This window comes from uncultured Pseudomonas sp. (assembly GCF_913774235.1).
Lineage (GTDB): Bacteria > Pseudomonadota > Gammaproteobacteria > Pseudomonadales > Pseudomonadaceae > Chryseomonas.
Genome location: NZ_CAJYDW010000007.1, coordinates 119,194 through 136,878, shown reverse-complemented (window position 1 = coordinate 136,878; position 17,685 = coordinate 119,194). Strand labels below are relative to the sequence as shown.

The following is a 17,685-nucleotide window of genomic DNA, read 5'->3' as shown; positions in this document are numbered from 1 at the left end:
AGTTCGCGCAAGAATTGGCGAGTGATTTTTGTTCGTGGGCTAGGCGCCGCGACGAGTCATAGCAGGGCTATGGCGAGGAGTGGCAACGACGTCCATGGCGGTCCGCCGCTGCGGACAAAAAGCGCCGCCAAAATTGTGTAGATAACTTCTGAAACACCACACTAGACCTTTGGCGCGCGGCTGCGCCGCCACAACCAGAGCAGCAGGCCAATCACCACGAAGCCGCCCAGCACCATCAGCTCGTAGCGTTTGAGATTGCCCAGCACCCCTTCCAGCACGGCGCCGAAGTGATAGGCGGCGTAGCCCAGCACGGTCGCCCAGACGATGGCGCCGATGCCGTTGAGGACCAGGTAGCGGGCGGGCGGATAGCCGGACAGACCGATGGCCACCGGCATCACGGTGCGCAGGCCATAGACGAAGCGAAAGCTCAGGACCCAGAGGTCCGGGTGACGGCGGATATGGGCCAGGGCCTTCTCGCCAGCCGCCTCCCACTTGGGCTTGCGCGCCAGCAGCTTGCGCCCGTGACGGCGGCCAAGGAAGTACCAGAGCTGGTCACCGGCGTAGCTGCCGCAGAAGGCCACCAGGATCACGGTCTGGATGTTCATGTACTCGCGAAAGGCGAGGAAGCCGGCCAGCACCAGAATGGTTTCGCCCTCGAAGAAGGTTCCTAGAAAAAGGGCGAAATAGCCGAAATCATGGAGGAATTGCTGGAGCATTCGGCACTACACGAGGCGGAAAGAGATGGCGCAGCCTACCCCGGTTGCCGTCTGGAAAGAAAGTGTGATGGGCTTCCGTCCGCCGGACGCTGAGCGGTCGCCGCCGATTTCGCTGCGACCCTGTGTCACGCCGGGTCCAGCCGGCGTCTGCCTTGGATAGGACCTATAGGCACACCATATTGTCATCTGCTGTTACCAATCGGTCATGATTGTGGCCTATAACCCATCACACTGACCCGTGATCCGGGTCTGGGAGTCGATCGTGAGTTTTACCCCCATCAGCCGCAGCTACCCCGCCACTCGCATGCGCCGTCAGCGCCGCGACGAGTTTTCCCGTCGCCTGATGCGCGAGCACGTGCTGACGGTGGATGACCTCATCCTGCCGGTCTTCGTCCTGGATGGCGAGGGCCGTCGCGAAGCCGTGCCCTCGATGCCCGGCGTCGAGCGGCTGTCCATCGACCTCCTGCTGGAGGAGGCCGCCGAACTGGTGGCGCTGGGCATCCCTGCCGTCGCCCTGTTCCCGGTGACGCCCACCGAGCGCAAGTCGCTGGATGGCGCCGAGGCCTATAACCCGGATGGCATCGCCCAGCGCGCCACTCGTGCCCTGCGCGAGCACTTCCCCGAGCTGGGGGTGATCACCGACGTCGCCCTGGATCCCTTCACCACCCACGGCCAGGACGGCATCCTCGACGAGCGCGGCTACGTGCTCAACGACGTCTCGGTGGAGGTACTGGTCAAGCAGGCGCTGTCCCACGCGGCAGCGGGAGCCCAGGTGGTCGCGCCATCGGACATGATGGACGGCCGCATCGGGGCCATCCGCGCGGCGCTGGAAGAAGCCGGTTACCACAATGTGCAGATCATGGCCTATTCGGCCAAGTACGCCAGCGCCTACTATGGGCCTTTCCGCGACGCCGTGGGCTCGGCCGCCAACCTGGGCAAGGGCAACAAGGCCACCTACCAGATGGATCCGGGCAACAGCGACGAGGCGCTGCACGAGATCGCCGGCGACCTGGCCGAGGGCGCCGACTCGGTGATGGTCAAGCCCGGCATGCCCTACCTGGACATCGTCCGCCGGGTGCGCGAGGAATTCCGCGTGCCGACCTTCGTGTACCAGGTGAGCGGCGAGTACGCCATGCACATGGCCGCGATCCAGAACGGCTGGCTGTCCGATGCCGTCATCCTCGAGTCGCTCTTGGCCTTCAAGCGCGCCGGGGCCAACGGCATCCTCACCTATTTCGCCAAACGCGCCGCCCAACAACTTCGCCAGGGGCCTTCGCGTTCCTAAGGAGCTTCAATGAATAGCCAGGGTTTCGTCGAAACCGATCTGCAACAGCCCGTCACCGCCGAGTCTCTGGATACGCCGGAGGAGGGTCCCGCGCTGGATGCCGAGGCGCAGCCTGCCACGCCGGTGGTCGAGGCGCCGGCTGCGCCCGTCGTGCCGGCGGCCAACGTGGATGACAGCAGCCTGTACATCCACCGCGAGCTGTCGCAGTTGCAGTTCAACATCCGGGTGCTGGAACAGGCCCTCGACGAATCCTATCCGCTGCTCGAGCGGCTCAAGTTCCTGCTGATCTTCTCCAGCAACCTGGACGAATTCTTCGAGATCCGCGTGGCGGGCCTCAAGAAGCAGATCGCCTTCGCCCGCGAGCAGGCCGGCGCCGATGGCCTGCTGCCGCACCAGGCGCTGGCGCGGATCAGCGATATCGTCCACGGCCAGGTGGAGCGCCAGTACGCCATCCTCAACGATGTCCTGCTGCCGGCCCTGGCCGAGCAGCAGGTCCGTTTCATCCGGCGGCGTTACTGGGATACCAAGATCAAGGCCTGGGTGCGCAAGTTCTTCCGCGACGAGATCGCGCCCATCATCACCCCCATCGGCCTGGATCCGACCCACCCCTTCCCGCTGCTGGTGAACAAGAGCCTCAACTTCATCGTCGAGCTGGAGGGCATGGACGCCTTCGGCCGCGACTCGGGTCTGGCCATCATCCCGGCGCCGCGTCTGTTGCCGCGGATCATCCGGGTGCCGGAGGAGGTCGCCGGACCCGGGGACAACTATGTCTTCCTGTCCTCGATGATCCACGCCCATGCCGACGATCTCTTCCCCGGCATGAAGGTCAAGGGCTGCTTCCAGTTCCGCCTGACGCGAAACGCCGATCTCTCGGTGGATACCGAGGACGTCGATGACCTGGCCCGTGCCCTGCGCGGCGAGCTGTTCTCCCGTCGCTACGGCGATGCCGTGCGCGTCGAGGTGGTCGACATCTGTCCGAAACACCTCACCGACTACCTGCTCAAGCAGTTCGGCCTGGGCGAGAGCGAGCTGTACAAGGTCAACGGCCCGGTCAACCTGACCCGGCTGTTCTCCATCACCGGGCTGGACAGCCACCCGGAGCTGCAGAACGCCCCCTTCACCCCGACCATTCCCAAGCTGCTGCAGAAGAAGGACAACCTCTTCAACGTGCTGGGCAAGCTCGATGTGCTGCTGCTGCACCCCTTCGAGTCCTTCACCCCGGTGATCGACCTGATGCGCCAGGCGGCCAAGGACCCCAACGTCCTCGCCATCAAGCAGACGCTCTACCGCAGTGGCGCCAACTCCGAGATCGTCGACGCCCTGGTGGACGCGGCGCGTAGCGGCAAGGAGGTGACCGCGGTCATCGAATTGCGCGCGCGTTTCGACGAGGAATCCAACCTGCAGCTGGCCAGCCGCCTGCAGCAGGCCGGTGCCGTGGTTATCTATGGCGTGGTGGGCTTCAAGACCCACGCCAAGATGATGCTCATCCTGCGCCGCGAAAACGGCGAGCTGCGCCGCTACGCCCACCTGGGCACCGGCAACTACCACGCCGGCAACGCCAAGCTGTACACCGACTACAGCCTGCTGACCGCCGACGTGGCCCTCACCGAAGACGTGCACAAGCTGTTCAACCAGCTGATCGGCATGGGCAAGACCCTGCGCATGAAGAAGCTGCTGCACGCGCCCTTCACCCTGAAGAAGAACCTGCTGGAGATGATCAACCGCGAAGCGGTGGCCGCCAGCGAGGGCCGTCCGGCGCAGATCATGGCCAAGGTCAACGGCCTCACCGATCCCAAGGTTATCCGCGCCCTCTACAAGGCCAGCCAGGCCGGGGTGAAGATCGACCTGGTGGTGCGCGGCATGTGCTGCCTACGTCCGGGCGTACCGGGCGTGTCGCACAACATCCAGGTGCGTTCCATCATCGGTCGCTTCCTGGAACACAGCCGTATCTATTACTTCCTCAACGGCGGCGACGAGAAGCTCTATCTCTCCAGCGCCGACTGGATGGAGCGCAACCTCGACATGCGCGTCGAGACCTGCTTCCCGGTGGAGGGCAAGAAGCTCATTAGCCGGGTGAAGAAGGAGCTGGAAGGCTACCTCACCGACAACACCCAGGCCTGGGTGCTGCAGGAAGACGGCAGCTACGTGCGGCAGTCGCCCACCGGCAACCAGAATGCCCGCAGCGTGCAGGCGACGCTGTTGGAGCGGCTGGCCAGTCCGGTGGTGAATACGCGTTGAGGGGCGGCGGCCCATATCGCCATGGGCCCCGATTGGTTTCGTAGGTTGGGCTGAGCGGGAGCGAAGCCCAACGTTGCGGGTGATTGGTGCCCTAGCCTATTCATTAAATTTTGCTGGAACCTCTTGTTTCGCCCACCCGGGCGAGTCACTTTTGCCAGTCGCGGCTGCGCGCCCCGGACAAAAGTAACCAAAAACGCTTGCCCCGGACATCCGGCCCTCCGCTGCGCTGCGGGTCCGCTCACGCCAGCGCCGCTCCGGGGTCGGTCCAGATGGGCCGTCCATGGCCCACTGGACCTCTCGCCGCATCCTTGCGGCTCGACCCACTCCACGACACTGGCGTTCGCCCTGCTGAACGGGGCGATTCGCCAGCCTGAAAGTATTGGTTGAAGAACCGTAAGCGGTCCTAGCGTGGACAACGGCGAAGCCTTGTCCACTGATGACTTCAGTACCCACCCATGGAAAACGCTACACGGTTTTCCATACTACGAATCGCTCCGGCCCTCTCTGTGGACACCACAGTCTCAGGCTGGCGCCCCGCCCCGTCAGTGAGGCCGAGTTCCGGTGTCGTGGTGGGGGTTGCGAGGCAGGACGCCGAGCAAGGCGCGAGGGGCAGGAGGCCCCTTCGTGCCGTGCCTCCGCCACGGCGCCGGGACGAGGGGACCCGGAGCGCAGCGTAGGGCCGAACTGTTGGGGTGTGCTTTCTTTTGCTTACTTTTCTTTGCACAAGCAAAGAAAAGTGAGTCGCCGGCCAGGCGAAACAAGAGCCATCAACAAAACACGATAATCAGCTAGAGCGGTGAAAAGCCAACAGTTGGGCTTCGCTCCCGCTCAACCCAACCTACGAAAAATCCCCTCAGCGTACGCTCAAGCTATACCCCACCCGCTCCAACCACTGGGCTTCCTGTTCGAAGTCGGCCTGGGTCAGAGGATTTTCTTCCAGCCAGCCATCGGGGAACTGCACGTCCAGGCTGCGCTCGCCGGCGCTGAGCTGGACGTCCGGGATGCTCTTGTGACGGATGTGGTGGAAGAGGATGGCGAAGCGCAGCAGCAGGGTCAGGCGCAGCAGCGGTTCGCCTTCCGGGCCGAGTTCCTGCAGGCGCTCGACGGGGATGTTGCGGCGATGGCCGCGCACCAGCAGCGCCAGGGCCTGCTGGTCGCGGCGGGAGAAGCCGGGCAGGTCCGAGTGTTCGATCAGGTAGGCGCCGTGCTTGTGGTACTGGTAGTGGGCGATGTCCAGGCCCACCCCGTGCAGGCGCGCCGCCCAGCGCAGCAATTCGGCGTGGTTCTCGTCGGTCAGGCCCCAGGCCTCGGCGACCTGTGCCAGGGACTTCAGGGCGCGTTTCTCCACCCGTTCGGCATGGCGCTGGTCCACGTGGTAGCGCTCGGCCAGGGCCTTGAGGGTGCGTTCGCGGACGTCCTCGTGGCTGTGCCGGCCGATCATGTCGTAGAGCACCCCTTCGCGCAGGGCGCCTTCGGAGAGGTGGATGTCCTGCAGTTCGAGGGCCTTGAACAGGGCTTCGAGGATGGCCAGGCCGCCCGGCAGGATGGCGCGGCGATCCGGCTTCACGCCGTCGATGTTGAGTAGGTTGATGTCACCCTGCTTGAGCAGCTTGCGCTTGAGCCACTCGATACCGTCCGGGGTGATCTCGCCGTTGCCGCGACCGGCGGCCTGGATCGCCAGGGCCACCGCGCGAATGGTGCCGGAGGCGCCCAGGGCCTGGTGCCAGCCCATCTCGCGCAGGCCCTGGTCGATGTTCATCAACTCCAGGCGCGCAGCGGTGTAGGCGCGGGCGTACTGGGCCGGAGTGATCTTGCCGTCGGCGAAGAACCTCTTGGTGTAGCTGACGCAGCCCATCTGCAGGCTCTCGCGCTGCAGGGTCTCGAAGCGCTGGCCGATGATGAATTCGGTGCTGCCGCCGCCAATGTCGGTCACCAGGCGGCGACCGGGCACGTCGGGCATGGAGTGGGACACACCCAGGTAGATGAGGCGAGCCTCTTCGCGCCCGGAGATGACCTCCACCGCATGGCCGAGCACGGCTTCGGCGCGCTGGATGAATTCGGCGCGGTTGCGCGCCTCGCGCAGGGCGTTGGTGCCCACCACGCGCACGGCGCCGCGCGGCATGCCGGCGATCAGCTGGGCGAAGCGGCGTAGGCAGTCCAGGCCCCGCTGCATGGCTTCTTCGCTGAGCAGTCGAGACTCGTCCAGGCCGGCGGCCAATTGGATCTTCTCGCCCAGCCGCTCAAGGATGCGGATTTCCCCGTGGGAATTGCGCGCCCGGACGATATGGAAGCTGTTCGAGCCCAGATCGATGGCGGCGATCAGTTCATGGGGGTCGGCTGGCGAAGGCTGCATCTGTGAGGCTCTCGGCGATAAACCGCGCCATCGTGCCAGCTAGCCGGTGACGGCTTCAAGCGCACAGCGGTTACGGTTGGGCAAACCGGCAGAAAAAATGGGGTTTTTCGCCTCAGGATGCCACCTGGCCGATGAATTGAGCCAATTCTGGTGTCTGCGGGTGGGCGAACAGCTCCTGGGGATGACCGCTTTCGTGCACCTTGCCCTGGTGCATGAACACCAGCTTGTCACCCACTTCGCGGGCGAATCTCATCTCGTGGGTGACCATGATCAGCGTCATGCCCTCGCGGGCCAGTTGCTTGACCACCATCAGCACCTCGTTGACCAGTTCCGGGTCCAGCGCCGAGGTGATCTCGTCGCAGAGCAGCACCTTGGGCGACATGGCCAGGGCGCGGGCGATGGCCACCCGCTGCTGCTGGCCGCCGGAGAGGCGGTCCGGGTAGCTGTCGAACTTCTCGCCGAGGCCGACCCGCTCGAGCATCTGCCGGGCCAGGGCGCGGGCCTCGTCCTTGCTGGTCTTCTTGACCACCTGGGGCGCCAGCATCACGTTCTCGCCCACGGTGAGATGGGGGAAGAGGTTGAATTGCTGGAAGACCATGCCGACCTTCTGCCGCAGCGAACGCAGGTTGGCGCGGGCGGCGTCGAGGTATTCGCCGTCGACCTCGATCACTCCGTCGTTGATCGACTCCAGGCCGTTCAGGGTGCGCAGCAGGGTGCTCTTGCCCGAGCCGCTCTTGCCGATGATGGCCACCACCTGGCCTTCTTCCACGGTCAGGTCGATGCCCTTGAGGACGTGGTGATCCCCGTAATACTTGTGCAGGGCGGTCACTCTAAGCAGCGGCATGCAGTCTCCTTTCCAGCCAGCGTGCGGCCAGCGACAGCGGATAGCAGAGGATGAAATAGCCCAGGGCCGCGAGGCCGTAGACGGTGAAAGGTTGGTAGGTGGCATTGGCGAGCATGCCGCCGATCTTGGTCAGTTCGGTGAAGCCGATGATGGAGGTCACCGCGGTGCCCTTGACCACCTGCACCGAGAAACCCACGGTGGGCGCCACGGCGATGCGCAGGGCCTGGGGCAGGATGACATGGCGCAACTGCTCGAAGCGGGTCATGGCCAGGCTTTCCGAGGCTTCCCACTGGCCATGGGGAATGGCGTCGACGCAGCCGCGCCAGATCTCGGCGAGATAAGCGCTGGTGAAGAGGGTGAGGGCAACCCCGGCGGCCAGCCAGGCGGGGACTTCCAGCCCCAGCAGCGACAGTCCGAAGAAGGTCAGGAACAGCTGCATCAGCAGCGGGGTGCCCTGGAACAGCTCGATGTAGCCGCGTGCCAGCAGGCGTAGCGGGCGGAGCGTCGAGTTGCGCGCCAGCAGGACCAGCACGCTGGCCAGGCCACCGAAGAGGAAGGCCGCCAGCGACAGCACCAGCGTCAGACCGAGGCCGCTGGCCAGGCTGCGCAGGATGTCGGCGAGAGTGAAGTCCATCAGCGCCTCCTGACGATGAAAAAGACGCCCAGCCAGTGCAGCGCTTGGCGCACACCGATGGCCATGAGCAGATAGATCAGGGTGGTCAGCAGATAGGTCTCGAAGGCGCGGAAGTTGCGCGACTGGATGAAGTTGGCGGCGAAGGTCAGCTCTTCGGTGGAAATCTGCGAGCACACCGCCGAGCCCAGCATCACGATCACCACCTGGCTCGACAGCGCCGGCCAGACCTTGGCCAGCGCCGGGCGCAGGATCACGTAGCGCAAGGTCTCGAAGCGGGTCATGGCCAGGGCCGCCGCCGCTTCCAGCTGGCCGCGCGGTATCGCCTGGATACCGGCGCGGATGATCTCGGTGGAGTAGGCGCCGAGGTTGATGACCATGGCCAGCACCGCCGCCTGACCGGCTTCGATCCGCACCCCGATGGAGGGCAGGCCGAAGAAGATGAAGAACAGCTGGATCAGAAAGGGCGTGTTGCGGATCAGTTCGACGTAGACCCCGAAGGCCTGGGCGAAGGGTTTCAGGCGCCAGGCTCGGCAGGTGGCGCCGACGATGCCGATGAGGATGCCGAAGAAGCCACCGATCACCGTCAGCTCAAGGGTATAGAGTGCCCCCTTGAGCAGCAGGTCGCTCTGCGCGAGCACGGGCTGGAAGTCGAACTGATACGCCATGGCGCGTCTATCCTCAGATGTCCTTCGGCAGGGGATCGCCCAGCCATTTTTCGGAGTTCTTGCTCAGGGTGCCGTCGGCGCGTGCTGCGTCGAGAATGGCGTCGACCTTGGCCTTGAGCGCCGGCTCGTTCTTGTTGATGCCCACGTACACCGGCGAGTCCTTGAGCTTGACCTTGAGGACCGGCTCCTTGGCCGGGTTGCGCGCGCCGATCACCTTCATCACCACGCTGCCGCTGGCGATCAGCTCGGACTGTCCAGCCAGGTAGGCGGCGATGGTGGAGTTGTTGTCTTCGAAACGCTTGATCACGCTGTCCTTCGGCGCCACGTCGGTGAGCGCCAGGTCTTCGATGGAGCCGCGGGTGACCGAGATCGTCTTGCCGGCCAGTTGCTCGGGCGTGGCGATGGCGGCTTCCTTGGGTCCGAATACGCCGAGATAGAAGGGCGCATAGGGCTTGCTGAAGTCGATGACCTTTTCCCGGTCGGGATTCTTGCCCAGGCTGGAGATGACCAGATCGACCTTGCCGGTGGTCAGGAAGGGAATGCGGTTGGTGCTGTTGACCGGAGTGACTTCCAGCTTCACGTTCAGCTTGTCCGCCATCAGCTGTGCCGTGTCGATGTCCAGGCCGCGCGGTTTGAGGTCCGGGCCGATCGAGCCGAAGGGCGGGAAGTCCTGCGGGACGGCGACGCGCAGCACGCCACGCTGCTGGATGTCGGCCAGTTGATCGGCCTGGGCGGAGGTGTGCAGGGCGGTCAGGCCCAGGGCGAGCAGGGAGAGGGCGGTCCAGCGCTTGAGCATGACGAGACTCCGGAAATGGGATGGATGGCCCTGCCCTGTGCATTTCATGTGCCAGCCACCCCTGAGAGAGGTGCAAAGGCCGTCGGCGCGGGAGATTGGTCTTACTGGTCTGAACAGTTGCCTGGCTCCGGGACCGGCATTGCTCACTTGCGTGAGCCGCTTTGGTGCGCGGTCGTGGCGGTGTGCCCCGCCTTGGGGCTGCACTTGAAGTCAGCGGAAATTGGGCATAAAAGGCGAGCTTCCGGACTGACTGGCCTGACCACGCCATGCCCCTCGCTGCGACCCGTGCCGTACCCCAATATGCCGTCGAGGCCATTCGCCGGCTGATCGAAACCGAAGGCTATGCCCCCGGCGCAGCGCTGCCGGCGCAGCGCGAGCTGGCCGAGCGGCTGGGCGTGAGTCGCGCCTCCCTGCGCGAGGCGCTGTCCACCCTCAGTGCCCTAGGACTGGTCAGCGTCCAGCCCGGGCGCGGGGTCTATGTGCAGGAGGCGACGGGCGCGGCGGATGGCCTCTGGCCCTTCGCTGGCGAGGTGACGGCGGCCCACGTCTTCCAGTTGCGCTTCGCCCTGGAGGGCTTCGCCGCCGGCCTGGCCGCCGTGACCCTGAGTCCCGCCGACCTGGATCGGCTGGAGGACAATCTCGACGCCCTTCATCTCGCGCTGAAGGCCAATGAGCTGGAGCAGGCGGCCGTGCTGGACTTCGACTTCCATCGCCAACTGCTCGTGGCGGCGGACAATCCGGCCATGCTGGCGGTGATCACCAGCAGTCCCGAGCGCTTCCACGAAAGCCAGAAGCTGCCCTTCGTCCGCCCGGAGCGGGCCCTGGAGACCTGGCAGGAGCACCGCCGCATCCTGCGGGCCCTGGCGCGGCGTTCCCCGGCGGCGGCCCAGAAGGCCATGCGCGAACATATCCGCAATGCGGCGCTGCGCAGTGGAACCCCTTTCCCAGTGCCCGCTGTCTAACATCAATATCCATCATAGCCATCATCAATGTTCGAGTGCTTTCGAAGTGGCGACGGCAGGGCTATCATGGCGGTACTTCAAGTCGCACCGGAATTCGGAGAGTAGAGTCAATGAGCGAATACATCACCAACGTCAGCGACGCCAGCTTCGAGCAGGAAGTGCTGAAGTCCGATAGCCCCGTGCTGGTCGACTACTGGGCCGAATGGTGCGGTCCGTGCAAGATGATCGCCCCGGTTCTGGACGAGATCGCCAAGGACTACCAAGGCAAGCTCAAGGTCTGCAAGCTGAACATCGACGAAAACCAGGACACCCCGCCCAAGTACGGCGTGCGTGGCATCCCGACCCTGATGCTGTTCAAGAACGGCGCGGTCGAGGCCACCAAGGTCGGTGCCCTGTCCAAGTCGCAACTGGCCGCCTTCCTCGACGCCAACGTCTAGGAACCTGCCGAAAGCCCCGCCCCGCGGGGCTTTTTTCTGTCCGAACGGCTGGACGTGCACCAGGCTAGGTGCTAGATTCCAGCCCACGACCCCAGCAGCGGGTCGTCTTCTCATCTGCTGTAGCCGTCAGTTCTCCTCTTCAGAACGCATCCCGCGAAGCTACTCTCGCATCCGGCCGCTCAGCTCGAATCCCTCCTTCGCCTCTTCTCACGTCAACATACGTCTATGAATCTGACCGAACTCAAGCAAAAGCCCATCACGGAACTGTTGGAAATGGCGGATGCCGCGGGCTTGGAAAACATGGCCCGGTCCCGCAAGCAGGACATCATCTTCGCGCTGCTCAAGAAGCATGCGAAAGGCGGCGACGAGATTTCCGGGGATGGCGTGCTGGAGATCCTGCAGGACGGCTTCGGCTTCCTGCGTAGCGCCGACTCCTCCTACCTGGCCGGCCCTGACGATATCTATGTCTCCCCCAGCCAGATCCGCCGCTTCAACCTGCGTACCGGCGACACCATCATCGGCAAGATCCGTCCGCCGAAAGAGGGCGAGCGCTACTTCGCGCTGCTCAAGGTCGACACCATCAACTTCGACCGTCCGGAAAACGCCAAGAACAAGGTGCTGTTCGAGAACCTCACGCCCCTGTTCCCCAACAAGCGCCTGACCATGGAAGCCGGCAACGGCTCCACCGAAGACCTCACCGGTCGGGTCATCGACCTCTGCGCTCCCATCGGCAAGGGTCAACGCGGTCTGATCGTCGCGCCGCCCAAGGCGGGCAAGACCATCATGCTGCAGAACATCGCGGCCAACATCACCCGCAACAATCCCGAGTGCTACCTCATCGTGCTGCTCATCGACGAGCGTCCCGAGGAAGTGACCGAGATGCAGCGCACCGTGCGCGGCGAAGTGGTGGCCTCCACCTTCGACGAGCCGCCGACCCGCCACGTGCAGGTCGCCGACATGGTGATCGAGAAGGCCAAGCGCCTGGTCGAGCACAAGAAGGACGTGGTCATCCTGCTGGACTCCATCACCCGCCTGGCGCGTGCCTACAACACCGTGATTCCGAGCTCCGGCAAGGTGCTCACCGGTGGTGTTGATGCCCATGCCCTGGAGAAGCCCAAGCGCTTCTTCGGTGCCGCGCGGAACATCGAAGAAGGCGGCAGCCTGACCATCATCGCCACCGCGCTGGTGGAAACCGGCTCGAAGATGGACGAGGTGATCTACGAGGAATTCAAGGGCACCGGCAACATGGAGCTGCCCCTGGATCGTCGGATCGCCGAGAAGCGCGTCTTCCCGGCCATCAACATCAACAAGTCCGGCACCCGCCGCGAAGAGCTGCTCACCGACGAGGAAGAGCTGTCGCGCATGTGGATCCTGCGCAAGATCCTGCATCCGATGGACGAGATCGCCGGCATCGAATTCCTGCTCGACAAGTTGCGTCAGACCAAGACCAACAACGAGTTCTTCGATTCGATGAAGCGCGCCAAGTAAGGCGATGCCGCTGACGAAAGGCCGGGATTTCCCGGCCTTTCGCGTTTCTGGTGCCAAGCTTTCTCGATCCGCGACTCAGGCGGTAGACTGCCAGACTTTCCCCAGCGCCAAGAGGCCGCATGCAATACCGAGATCTGCGTGACTTCATCCGCAGCCTGGAGCAGCGTGGTGAACTGAAACGCGTGACCGCCCCGGTCTCGCCGATCCTCGAGATGACCGAAATCTGCGACCGAACCCTGCGCAAGCAGGGCCCGGCGCTGCTGTTCGAGAATCCCGTGGGCTTCTCCATGCCCGTGCTGGGCAACCTCTTCGGTACGCCGCAGCGCGTGGCCCTGGGCATGGGCGCCGAGGACGTCGGCGCCCTGCGCGAGATCGGCAAGTTGCTGGCCTTCCTCAAGGAACCCGAGCCGCCCAAGGGCCTGAAGGACGCCTGGTCGAAGCTGCCGATCTACAAGAAGGTCATCAGCATGGCGCCCAAGGTGCTCAAGGACGCCCCCTGCCAAGAAGTGATCGAAGAAGGCGAGGCGGTCGATCTGGGTCAACTCCCGATCCAGCACTGCTGGCCGGGCGACGTGGCGCCGCTGATCACCTGGGGCCTGACGGTGACCCGCGGACCGAACAAGGAACGCCAGAACCTCGGCATCTATCGCCAGCAGGTGATCGGTCGCAACAAGCTGATCATGCGCTGGCTGAGCCACCGGGGCGGCGCCCTGGATTTCCGCGAATGGTGCCAGAAGCATCCCGGCCAGCCCTATCCGGTGGCCGTGGCCCTGGGTGCCGATCCGGCCACCATCCTCGGCGCGGTCACGCCGGTACCCGATACGCTGTCCGAATACGCCTTCGCCGGCCTCTTGCGCGGCAGTCGCAGCGAGCTGATCAAGTGCGTGGGCAACGACCTGCAGGTGCCGGCCAGCGCCGAGATCGTGCTGGAAGGCGTCATCCATCCGGGTGAAACGGCGCCGGAAGGCCCCTACGGCGATCACACCGGCTATTACAACGAGGTCGATACCTTCCCGGTCTTTACCGTGGAGCGCATCACCCGGCGTCGCGATCCCATCTATCACAGCACCTACACCGGCCGGCCGCCGGACGAGCCGGCCATCCTCGGCGTCGCGCTCAACGAAGTCTTCGTGCCCATCCTGCAAAAGCAGTTTCCGGAGATCGTCGACTTCTACCTGCCGCCGGAAGGCTGCTCGTACCGCATGGCGGTGGTGACCATCAAGAAGCAGTACCCCGGCCACGCCAAGCGGGTGATGCTGGGTGTCTGGTCGTTCCTGCGGCAGTTCATGTACACCAAGTTCGTCATCGTCACCGACGACGACATCAATGCCCGCGACTGGAACGACGTCATCTGGGCGGTCACCACGCGCATGGACCCCAAGCGCGACACCGTGATGATCGACAACACCCCCATCGACTACCTGGACTTCGCCTCGCCGATCTCCGGCCTGGGCTCGAAGATGGGCCTGGATGCCACCCACAAGTGGCCGGGCGAAACCAGCCGCGAATGGGGGCGGGCGATCGTCAAGGACGAAGCGGTGGTCAAACGGGTGGACGAGATGTGGTCCAGTCTCGGGATCGACTAACGGAGACGACGATGAAGGTCACCCTGCAGCCCTCGGGTGCGGTACTGGAAACCCAGCCCGGCGAAGCCATCCTGGCCGCCGCGCAGCGCCTCGGCTACAGCGGTCCGCACAGCTGCCGCAATGGCAATTGCCAGCTCTGCGCGGCGCTGCTGGTGGAAGGCCAGGTCAGCCAGCACGGCCAGACCGTCGATCATGGCGAGGTTTATGTCTGCGTGGCGGTACCCCTGAGCGACTGCCTGCTGCAGTGGGACGGCGTCCTGGCGCCCGGCGAGATGCCGGTGCGCAAGCTGGCCTGCCAGGTGGTGGCGCTGGACGACGTGGGTGGCGATGTCCGCCGGGTACGCCTGCGCGCCCCGGCCGGGCGGCCGCTGCGCTATCACGCCGGCCAGTACCTGCTGATCAGTCGTGACGAGGGCAAGCAGTCGGCCTTTTCCCTGGCCTCGGCGCCCCATCAGGGGCGTGAGCTGGAATTGCACGTGCTGGCCCGGGAAGCCAGCAGCCAGGCGCTGCTGGCCCAGCTGGAGCGCGAGCGTATGGCCCAGGTCGAGTTGCCCTATGGCGATGCCCACCTGGCCGAACTGCCCGACGGTCCGCTGGTGCTCATCGCCGCCGGCACCGGCATGGCGCAGATGCACAGCCTGATCGAAGACGCCCGCACTCGCGGCTTCGCTCATCCGGTGCACCTCTACTGGGGCGTGCGCACGCCGGAGGACTTCTACACCATCGAGGCCTGGGACGCCTGGGCTGGCTTGCCGAATCTGGTCCTGCACCGGGTAGTGAGCGATGCCTGTGGCTGGGAAGGGCGCTGCGGTCTGCTGCACGAGGTGGTACGGGCGGATTTCGCCGACCTGAGCGGCCTGCACGTCTACGCCAGCGGCTCGCCGGCGATGGTCTACGCCACCCTGGATGCCCTGGTGGAAGCCGGTATGGACGCGCACCAGATGCGCGCTGACGTCTTCGCCTACGCGCCGCGGAGTTGATGCGGATCGCGGCCATGCCGGTGCGCCGTAGCGACCGCTCCTACAGCAGCTGAATACTCGTAGGAGCGGCCCATGGCCGCGATTGCTCAATGGCGCCCGGTGTTACCGCGCCGCCTTCGCCACCATCCCGGTATGTCTCAGGGTCAGCGCCAGGAAGAGGATAGCCAGCACGCAGGAGCCCACCAGCAGCATGAAGCCGCCGTCCCAGCCAAAGTGGTCCACGGTGTAGCCGACCAGGGCGTTGGCCGCCACCGAGCCGCCGAGGTAGCCGAACAGGCCGGTGAAGCCTGCGGCGGTGCCGGCAGCCTTCTTGGGTACCAGTTCCAGCGCCTGCAGACCGATCAGCATCACCGGGCCGTAGATGAGGAAGCCGATGGACACCAGGGCTGCCAGGTCGACGCCGGGATTGCCTTCCGGGTTGAGCCAGTAGACCAGTGTGGCGACCAGTACGCCGAGCATGAACACCACCCCGGTCGCGCCGCGGTTGCCACGGAACAGCTTGTCCGAGAGCCAGCCGCAGAGCAGGGTGCCGGGGATGCCGGCCCATTCGTAGAAGAAATAGGCCCAGGAAGTCTTGTCCACCGAGAAGTGCTTGGCTTCCTTCAGGTAGGTGGGTGCCCAGTCCAGCACACCGTAGCGCAGCAGATAGACGAAGACGTTGGCGAAGGCGATGTACCAGAGCAGGCGATTCTTCAGCACGTACTCGACGAAGATCTCCTTGGTGGAGAATTCACGCTCATGGCCCTCGCTGTAGCCTTCCGGGAAGTCCTGCTTCCAGCGCTCCACCGACGGCAGGCCGCAGGACTGCGGGGTGTCCCTCATGGTGACGAAGGCGAAGACCGCCACTGCCAGGGCGACCACCGCCGGCACGTAGAAGGCCGAATGCCAGTCCTTGTTGAACAGGAACAGGCCAAGCAGAAAGAGCGGCCCGATCAGGCCACCGCCGACGTTGTGGGCGACGTTCCACAGTGACACCACGCCACCCCGTTCCTTCTGCGACCACCAGTGGACCATGGTTCGACCACTGGGCGGCCAGCCCATGCCTTGGAACCAGCCGTTGAGGAACAGCAGGACGAACATGATGGTGACGCTGGAGGTGGCCCAGGGCGCGAATCCGAACAACAGCATCACCAGCGCCGAGAGGACCAGACCGGCGGGCAGGAAGTAACGCGGATTGGAGCGGTCCGAGACCAGGCCCATGAGGAACTTGGACAGGCCGTAGGCGATGGCTACCGCGGAGAGGGCGACGCCCAGCTCGCCTCGGCTGTAGCCCTGCTCGACCAGATAGGGCATGGCCAGGGAGAAGTTCTTGCGCAACAGATAGTAGCCGGCGTAGCCGATGAAGATCCCGGCGAAGATCTGCCAGCGCAGGCGGCGGTAGACGGGATCGATACGATCGGCGGGCAGCGGCGGGCGATGCGCCGCCGGGGCAAAGATTCCAAGCATGGGAGCCTCGGTATTGTTATAGGTATTAATCGAAATCGAACATTTCAGGTTCGTTTTCGAATATTACAATGATGTGACAGCGAGAAAAGACTTTTCCGCCCTGTGGTGCCCACGGCAAGGAGTTCGCCCCTTGATCTGCGCCGGTTGCGCGCCTAGGGTGGCGCCTCTTGCCGCCGTCGTTTTTCGCGAGTCCCCATGCCTGCCTGGAAAGTCCTGTCCTCCCGTGTCCTGACCCTGGTTACCGCCCTGTTCGAGCGCTATCCGCGGCTGATCGCCCTGGCCGGTTTCATCTCGGGGATTTGCAGCTTCCTGCTGGTGGACCGGCAGAAGGGCTTCGCCCCGGTGATGGCGGTGGTGATGCTGGCCAGCTGGGTCTGGCTGATGCTGGAGAACGTGCTGCGCGGCTGGGTGAGTCGGCGTTTCGGTTGGGAGCTGCCGCCGCCGCTGCTGCGCTACGCCACCCAGCTGATCCACCAGGAAAGTCTGTTCTTCTGCCTGCCGTTCTTCGCCATCACCACCGCCTGGAACAGCGGCCAGGCCTTGTTCACCGGGCTGCTGGGCGCGGCCGCGCTGGTGTCCATCATCGACCCGCTGTACTACAAGGCGCTGGCGCCACGGCGCTGGGTGTTCCTCAGCTATCACACCCTGACGCTGTTCGCGGTGCTGCTCACGGCGCTACCGATCATCCTGCACCTGACCACCACCCAGAGCTACGAGCTGGCCCTGGGCGTCGCGGTGCTGCTGTCCTTTCCCAGCCTGGCGGTGGCCTTCCGGGTACGCCTGGGCTGGCGTTGGCTGGGCCTGCTGGCGCTGTGCCTGGCCATCGGCGGCTTCGGCTGGATCGGTCGCGCCTGGGTGCCGCCGGCGACCCTCTGGCTGACCGACATGGGCATGAGCACCGACTTCGACAGCTTGAAGCGTGAGCCGGGCGAGGCGGTGAAGACCCTCAGCGCCGCCCAGCTGCGCAGCCAGGGGCTCTATGCCTACACCTCGATCAACGCCCCGCGCGGCCTCAATGAGCGCATCTACCACGTCTGGCGCCACGCCGGGCAGGAAGTGGACCGCATTCCCCTGGACATCAGTGGCGGCCGCGAGGCCGGTTACCGCGCCTGGACCCACAAGCAGAACTTCCCCGGCGACGTGACCGGCCGTTGGCAGGTGCAAGTGGTGACGGACGTCGGCCAGGTGATCGGGACCCTCAGGTTCGAGGTGACCCCTTGAGCCTTGCTGGCTATGCTGCAGCCATCCACCCGCG

At 64.9% G+C, this 17,685-nt stretch carries 15 protein-coding genes; 8 read left to right on the top strand and 7 right to left on the bottom strand.

The window, feature by feature from the left end:
* Nucleotides 1-161: 161 nt before the first annotated feature.
* On the bottom strand, nucleotides 162-716 hold the full coding sequence (locus QZ471_RS07705; RefSeq protein ID WP_295462390.1) for a DedA family protein: 555 nt from the start codon (nucleotides 714-716) through the stop codon (nucleotides 162-164).
* A 262-nt stretch (nucleotides 717-978) separates the two neighbouring features.
* Here QZ471_RS07705 and hemB point away from each other — a divergent pair, with 262 nt between their 5' ends.
* Nucleotides 979-2,001 carry a porphobilinogen synthase gene (hemB, locus tag QZ471_RS07700; protein ID WP_295462388.1) on the top strand — a complete coding sequence of 341 codons (1,023 nt, stop codon included), beginning with the start codon at nucleotides 979-981 and terminating at the stop codon, nucleotides 1,999-2,001.
* 9 nt (nucleotides 2,002-2,010) lie between these two features.
* Nucleotides 2,011-4,239 (top strand): polyphosphate kinase 1, encoded by a 2,229-nt coding sequence (gene ppk1 / locus QZ471_RS07695; RefSeq protein WP_295462386.1) that lies wholly within the window; start codon nucleotides 2,011-2,013, stop codon nucleotides 4,237-4,239.
* A gap of 853 nt (nucleotides 4,240-5,092) precedes the next feature.
* Here ppk1 and ppx read toward each other — a convergent pair.
* The 5 genes from ppx to QZ471_RS07670 all read right to left on the bottom strand — a co-directional run bounded on the left by ppx (nucleotide 5,093) and on the right by QZ471_RS07670 (nucleotide 9,531).
* On the bottom strand, nucleotides 5,093-6,592 hold the full coding sequence (gene ppx / locus QZ471_RS07690; RefSeq protein ID WP_295462384.1) for an exopolyphosphatase: 1,500 nt from the start codon (nucleotides 6,590-6,592) through the stop codon (nucleotides 5,093-5,095).
* A gap of 112 nt (nucleotides 6,593-6,704) precedes the next feature.
* Entirely contained in the window at nucleotides 6,705-7,436 is a 732-nt protein-coding gene (locus tag QZ471_RS07685) for an amino acid ABC transporter ATP-binding protein (protein ID WP_295462382.1), read from the bottom strand.
* Nucleotides 7,423-8,073 (bottom strand): amino acid ABC transporter permease, encoded by a 651-nt coding sequence (locus QZ471_RS07680; protein WP_295462401.1) that lies wholly within the window; start codon nucleotides 8,071-8,073, stop codon nucleotides 7,423-7,425. The genes QZ471_RS07685 and QZ471_RS07680 overlap by 14 nt, the downstream gene beginning before the upstream one ends.
* Entirely contained in the window at nucleotides 8,070-8,735 is a 666-nt protein-coding gene (locus tag QZ471_RS07675; RefSeq protein WP_027598186.1) for an amino acid ABC transporter permease, read from the bottom strand. The genes QZ471_RS07680 and QZ471_RS07675 overlap by 4 nt, the downstream gene beginning before the upstream one ends.
* A 13-nt stretch (nucleotides 8,736-8,748) precedes the next feature.
* On the bottom strand, nucleotides 8,749-9,531 hold the full coding sequence (locus QZ471_RS07670) for a transporter substrate-binding domain-containing protein (RefSeq protein WP_295462379.1): 783 nt from the start codon (nucleotides 9,529-9,531) through the stop codon (nucleotides 8,749-8,751).
* A 266-nt stretch (nucleotides 9,532-9,797) separates the two neighbouring features.
* On the opposite strand from QZ471_RS07670, the gene QZ471_RS07665 reads away from it, so the two are divergent.
* From QZ471_RS07665 to QZ471_RS07645, 5 genes are all read left to right on the top strand, one after another.
* Entirely contained in the window at nucleotides 9,798-10,493 is a 696-nt protein-coding gene (locus QZ471_RS07665) for an FCD domain-containing protein (RefSeq protein ID WP_295462377.1), read from the top strand.
* A gap of 110 nt (nucleotides 10,494-10,603) precedes the next feature.
* Nucleotides 10,604-10,930, top strand: coding sequence for a thioredoxin TrxA (trxA, locus tag QZ471_RS07660; RefSeq protein ID WP_007161345.1), 327 nt, complete (start codon nucleotides 10,604-10,606; stop codon nucleotides 10,928-10,930).
* A 225-nt stretch (nucleotides 10,931-11,155) separates the two neighbouring features.
* Nucleotides 11,156-12,418 (top strand): transcription termination factor Rho, encoded by a 1,263-nt coding sequence (rho, locus tag QZ471_RS07655; protein WP_295462374.1) that lies wholly within the window; start codon nucleotides 11,156-11,158, stop codon nucleotides 12,416-12,418.
* Nucleotides 12,419-12,537: 119 nt separating this feature from the next.
* Nucleotides 12,538-14,004, top strand: coding sequence for a 4-hydroxy-3-polyprenylbenzoate decarboxylase (gene ubiD, locus QZ471_RS07650; protein WP_295462372.1), 1,467 nt, complete (start codon nucleotides 12,538-12,540; stop codon nucleotides 14,002-14,004).
* An 11-nt stretch (nucleotides 14,005-14,015) separates the two neighbouring features.
* Nucleotides 14,016-14,984 carry a CDP-6-deoxy-delta-3,4-glucoseen reductase gene (locus QZ471_RS07645; RefSeq protein WP_295462370.1) on the top strand — a complete coding sequence of 323 codons (969 nt, stop codon included), beginning with the start codon at nucleotides 14,016-14,018 and terminating at the stop codon, nucleotides 14,982-14,984.
* A gap of 102 nt (nucleotides 14,985-15,086) precedes the next feature.
* Here QZ471_RS07645 and glpT read toward each other — a convergent pair whose 3' ends face one another.
* A complete protein-coding gene (glpT, locus tag QZ471_RS07640; protein ID WP_295462368.1) occupies nucleotides 15,087-16,430 on the bottom strand; it encodes a glycerol-3-phosphate transporter in 1,344 nt (447 codons plus the stop codon).
* Between the two features lie 195 nt (nucleotides 16,431-16,625).
* Here glpT and QZ471_RS07635 point away from each other — a divergent pair, with 195 nt between their 5' ends.
* The gene (locus QZ471_RS07635) at nucleotides 16,626-17,651 is read left to right on the top strand and encodes a DUF5924 family protein (RefSeq protein ID WP_295462366.1); all 1,026 of its coding nucleotides are present in this window, start codon (nucleotides 16,626-16,628) and stop codon (nucleotides 17,649-17,651) included.
* Nucleotides 17,652-17,685: the final 34 nt, after the last annotated feature.

What these genes read in the sequence shown, in the direction of transcription:
- QZ471_RS07675 (WP_027598186.1), bottom strand. Translation starts at nt 8,735, where the DNA reads ATGGCGTATCAGTTCGACTTCCAGCCCGTGCTCGCGCAGAGCGACCTG.
- QZ471_RS07685 (WP_295462382.1), bottom strand. Translation starts at nt 7,436, where the DNA reads ATGCCGCTGCTTAGAGTGACCGCCCTGCACAAGTATTACGGGGATCAC.
- QZ471_RS07705 (WP_295462390.1), bottom strand. Translation starts at nt 716, where the DNA reads ATGCTCCAGCAATTCCTCCATGATTTCGGCTATTTCGCCCTTTTTCTA.
- ppx (WP_295462384.1), bottom strand. Translation starts at nt 6,592, where the DNA reads ATGCAGCCTTCGCCAGCCGACCCCCATGAACTGATCGCCGCCATCGAT.
- trxA (WP_007161345.1), top strand. Translation starts at nt 10,604, where the DNA reads ATGAGCGAATACATCACCAACGTCAGCGACGCCAGCTTCGAGCAGGAA.
- ppk1 (WP_295462386.1), top strand. Translation starts at nt 2,011, where the DNA reads ATGAATAGCCAGGGTTTCGTCGAAACCGATCTGCAACAGCCCGTCACC.
- rho (WP_295462374.1), top strand. Translation starts at nt 11,156, where the DNA reads ATGAATCTGACCGAACTCAAGCAAAAGCCCATCACGGAACTGTTGGAA.
- QZ471_RS07645 (WP_295462370.1), top strand. Translation starts at nt 14,016, where the DNA reads ATGAAGGTCACCCTGCAGCCCTCGGGTGCGGTACTGGAAACCCAGCCC.
- QZ471_RS07665 (WP_295462377.1), top strand. Translation starts at nt 9,798, where the DNA reads ATGCCCCTCGCTGCGACCCGTGCCGTACCCCAATATGCCGTCGAGGCC.
- glpT (WP_295462368.1), bottom strand. Translation starts at nt 16,430, where the DNA reads ATGCTTGGAATCTTTGCCCCGGCGGCGCATCGCCCGCCGCTGCCCGCC.
- QZ471_RS07635 (WP_295462366.1), top strand. Translation starts at nt 16,626, where the DNA reads ATGCCTGCCTGGAAAGTCCTGTCCTCCCGTGTCCTGACCCTGGTTACC.
- ubiD (WP_295462372.1), top strand. Translation starts at nt 12,538, where the DNA reads ATGCAATACCGAGATCTGCGTGACTTCATCCGCAGCCTGGAGCAGCGT.
- QZ471_RS07670 (WP_295462379.1), bottom strand. Translation starts at nt 9,531, where the DNA reads ATGCTCAAGCGCTGGACCGCCCTCTCCCTGCTCGCCCTGGGCCTGACC.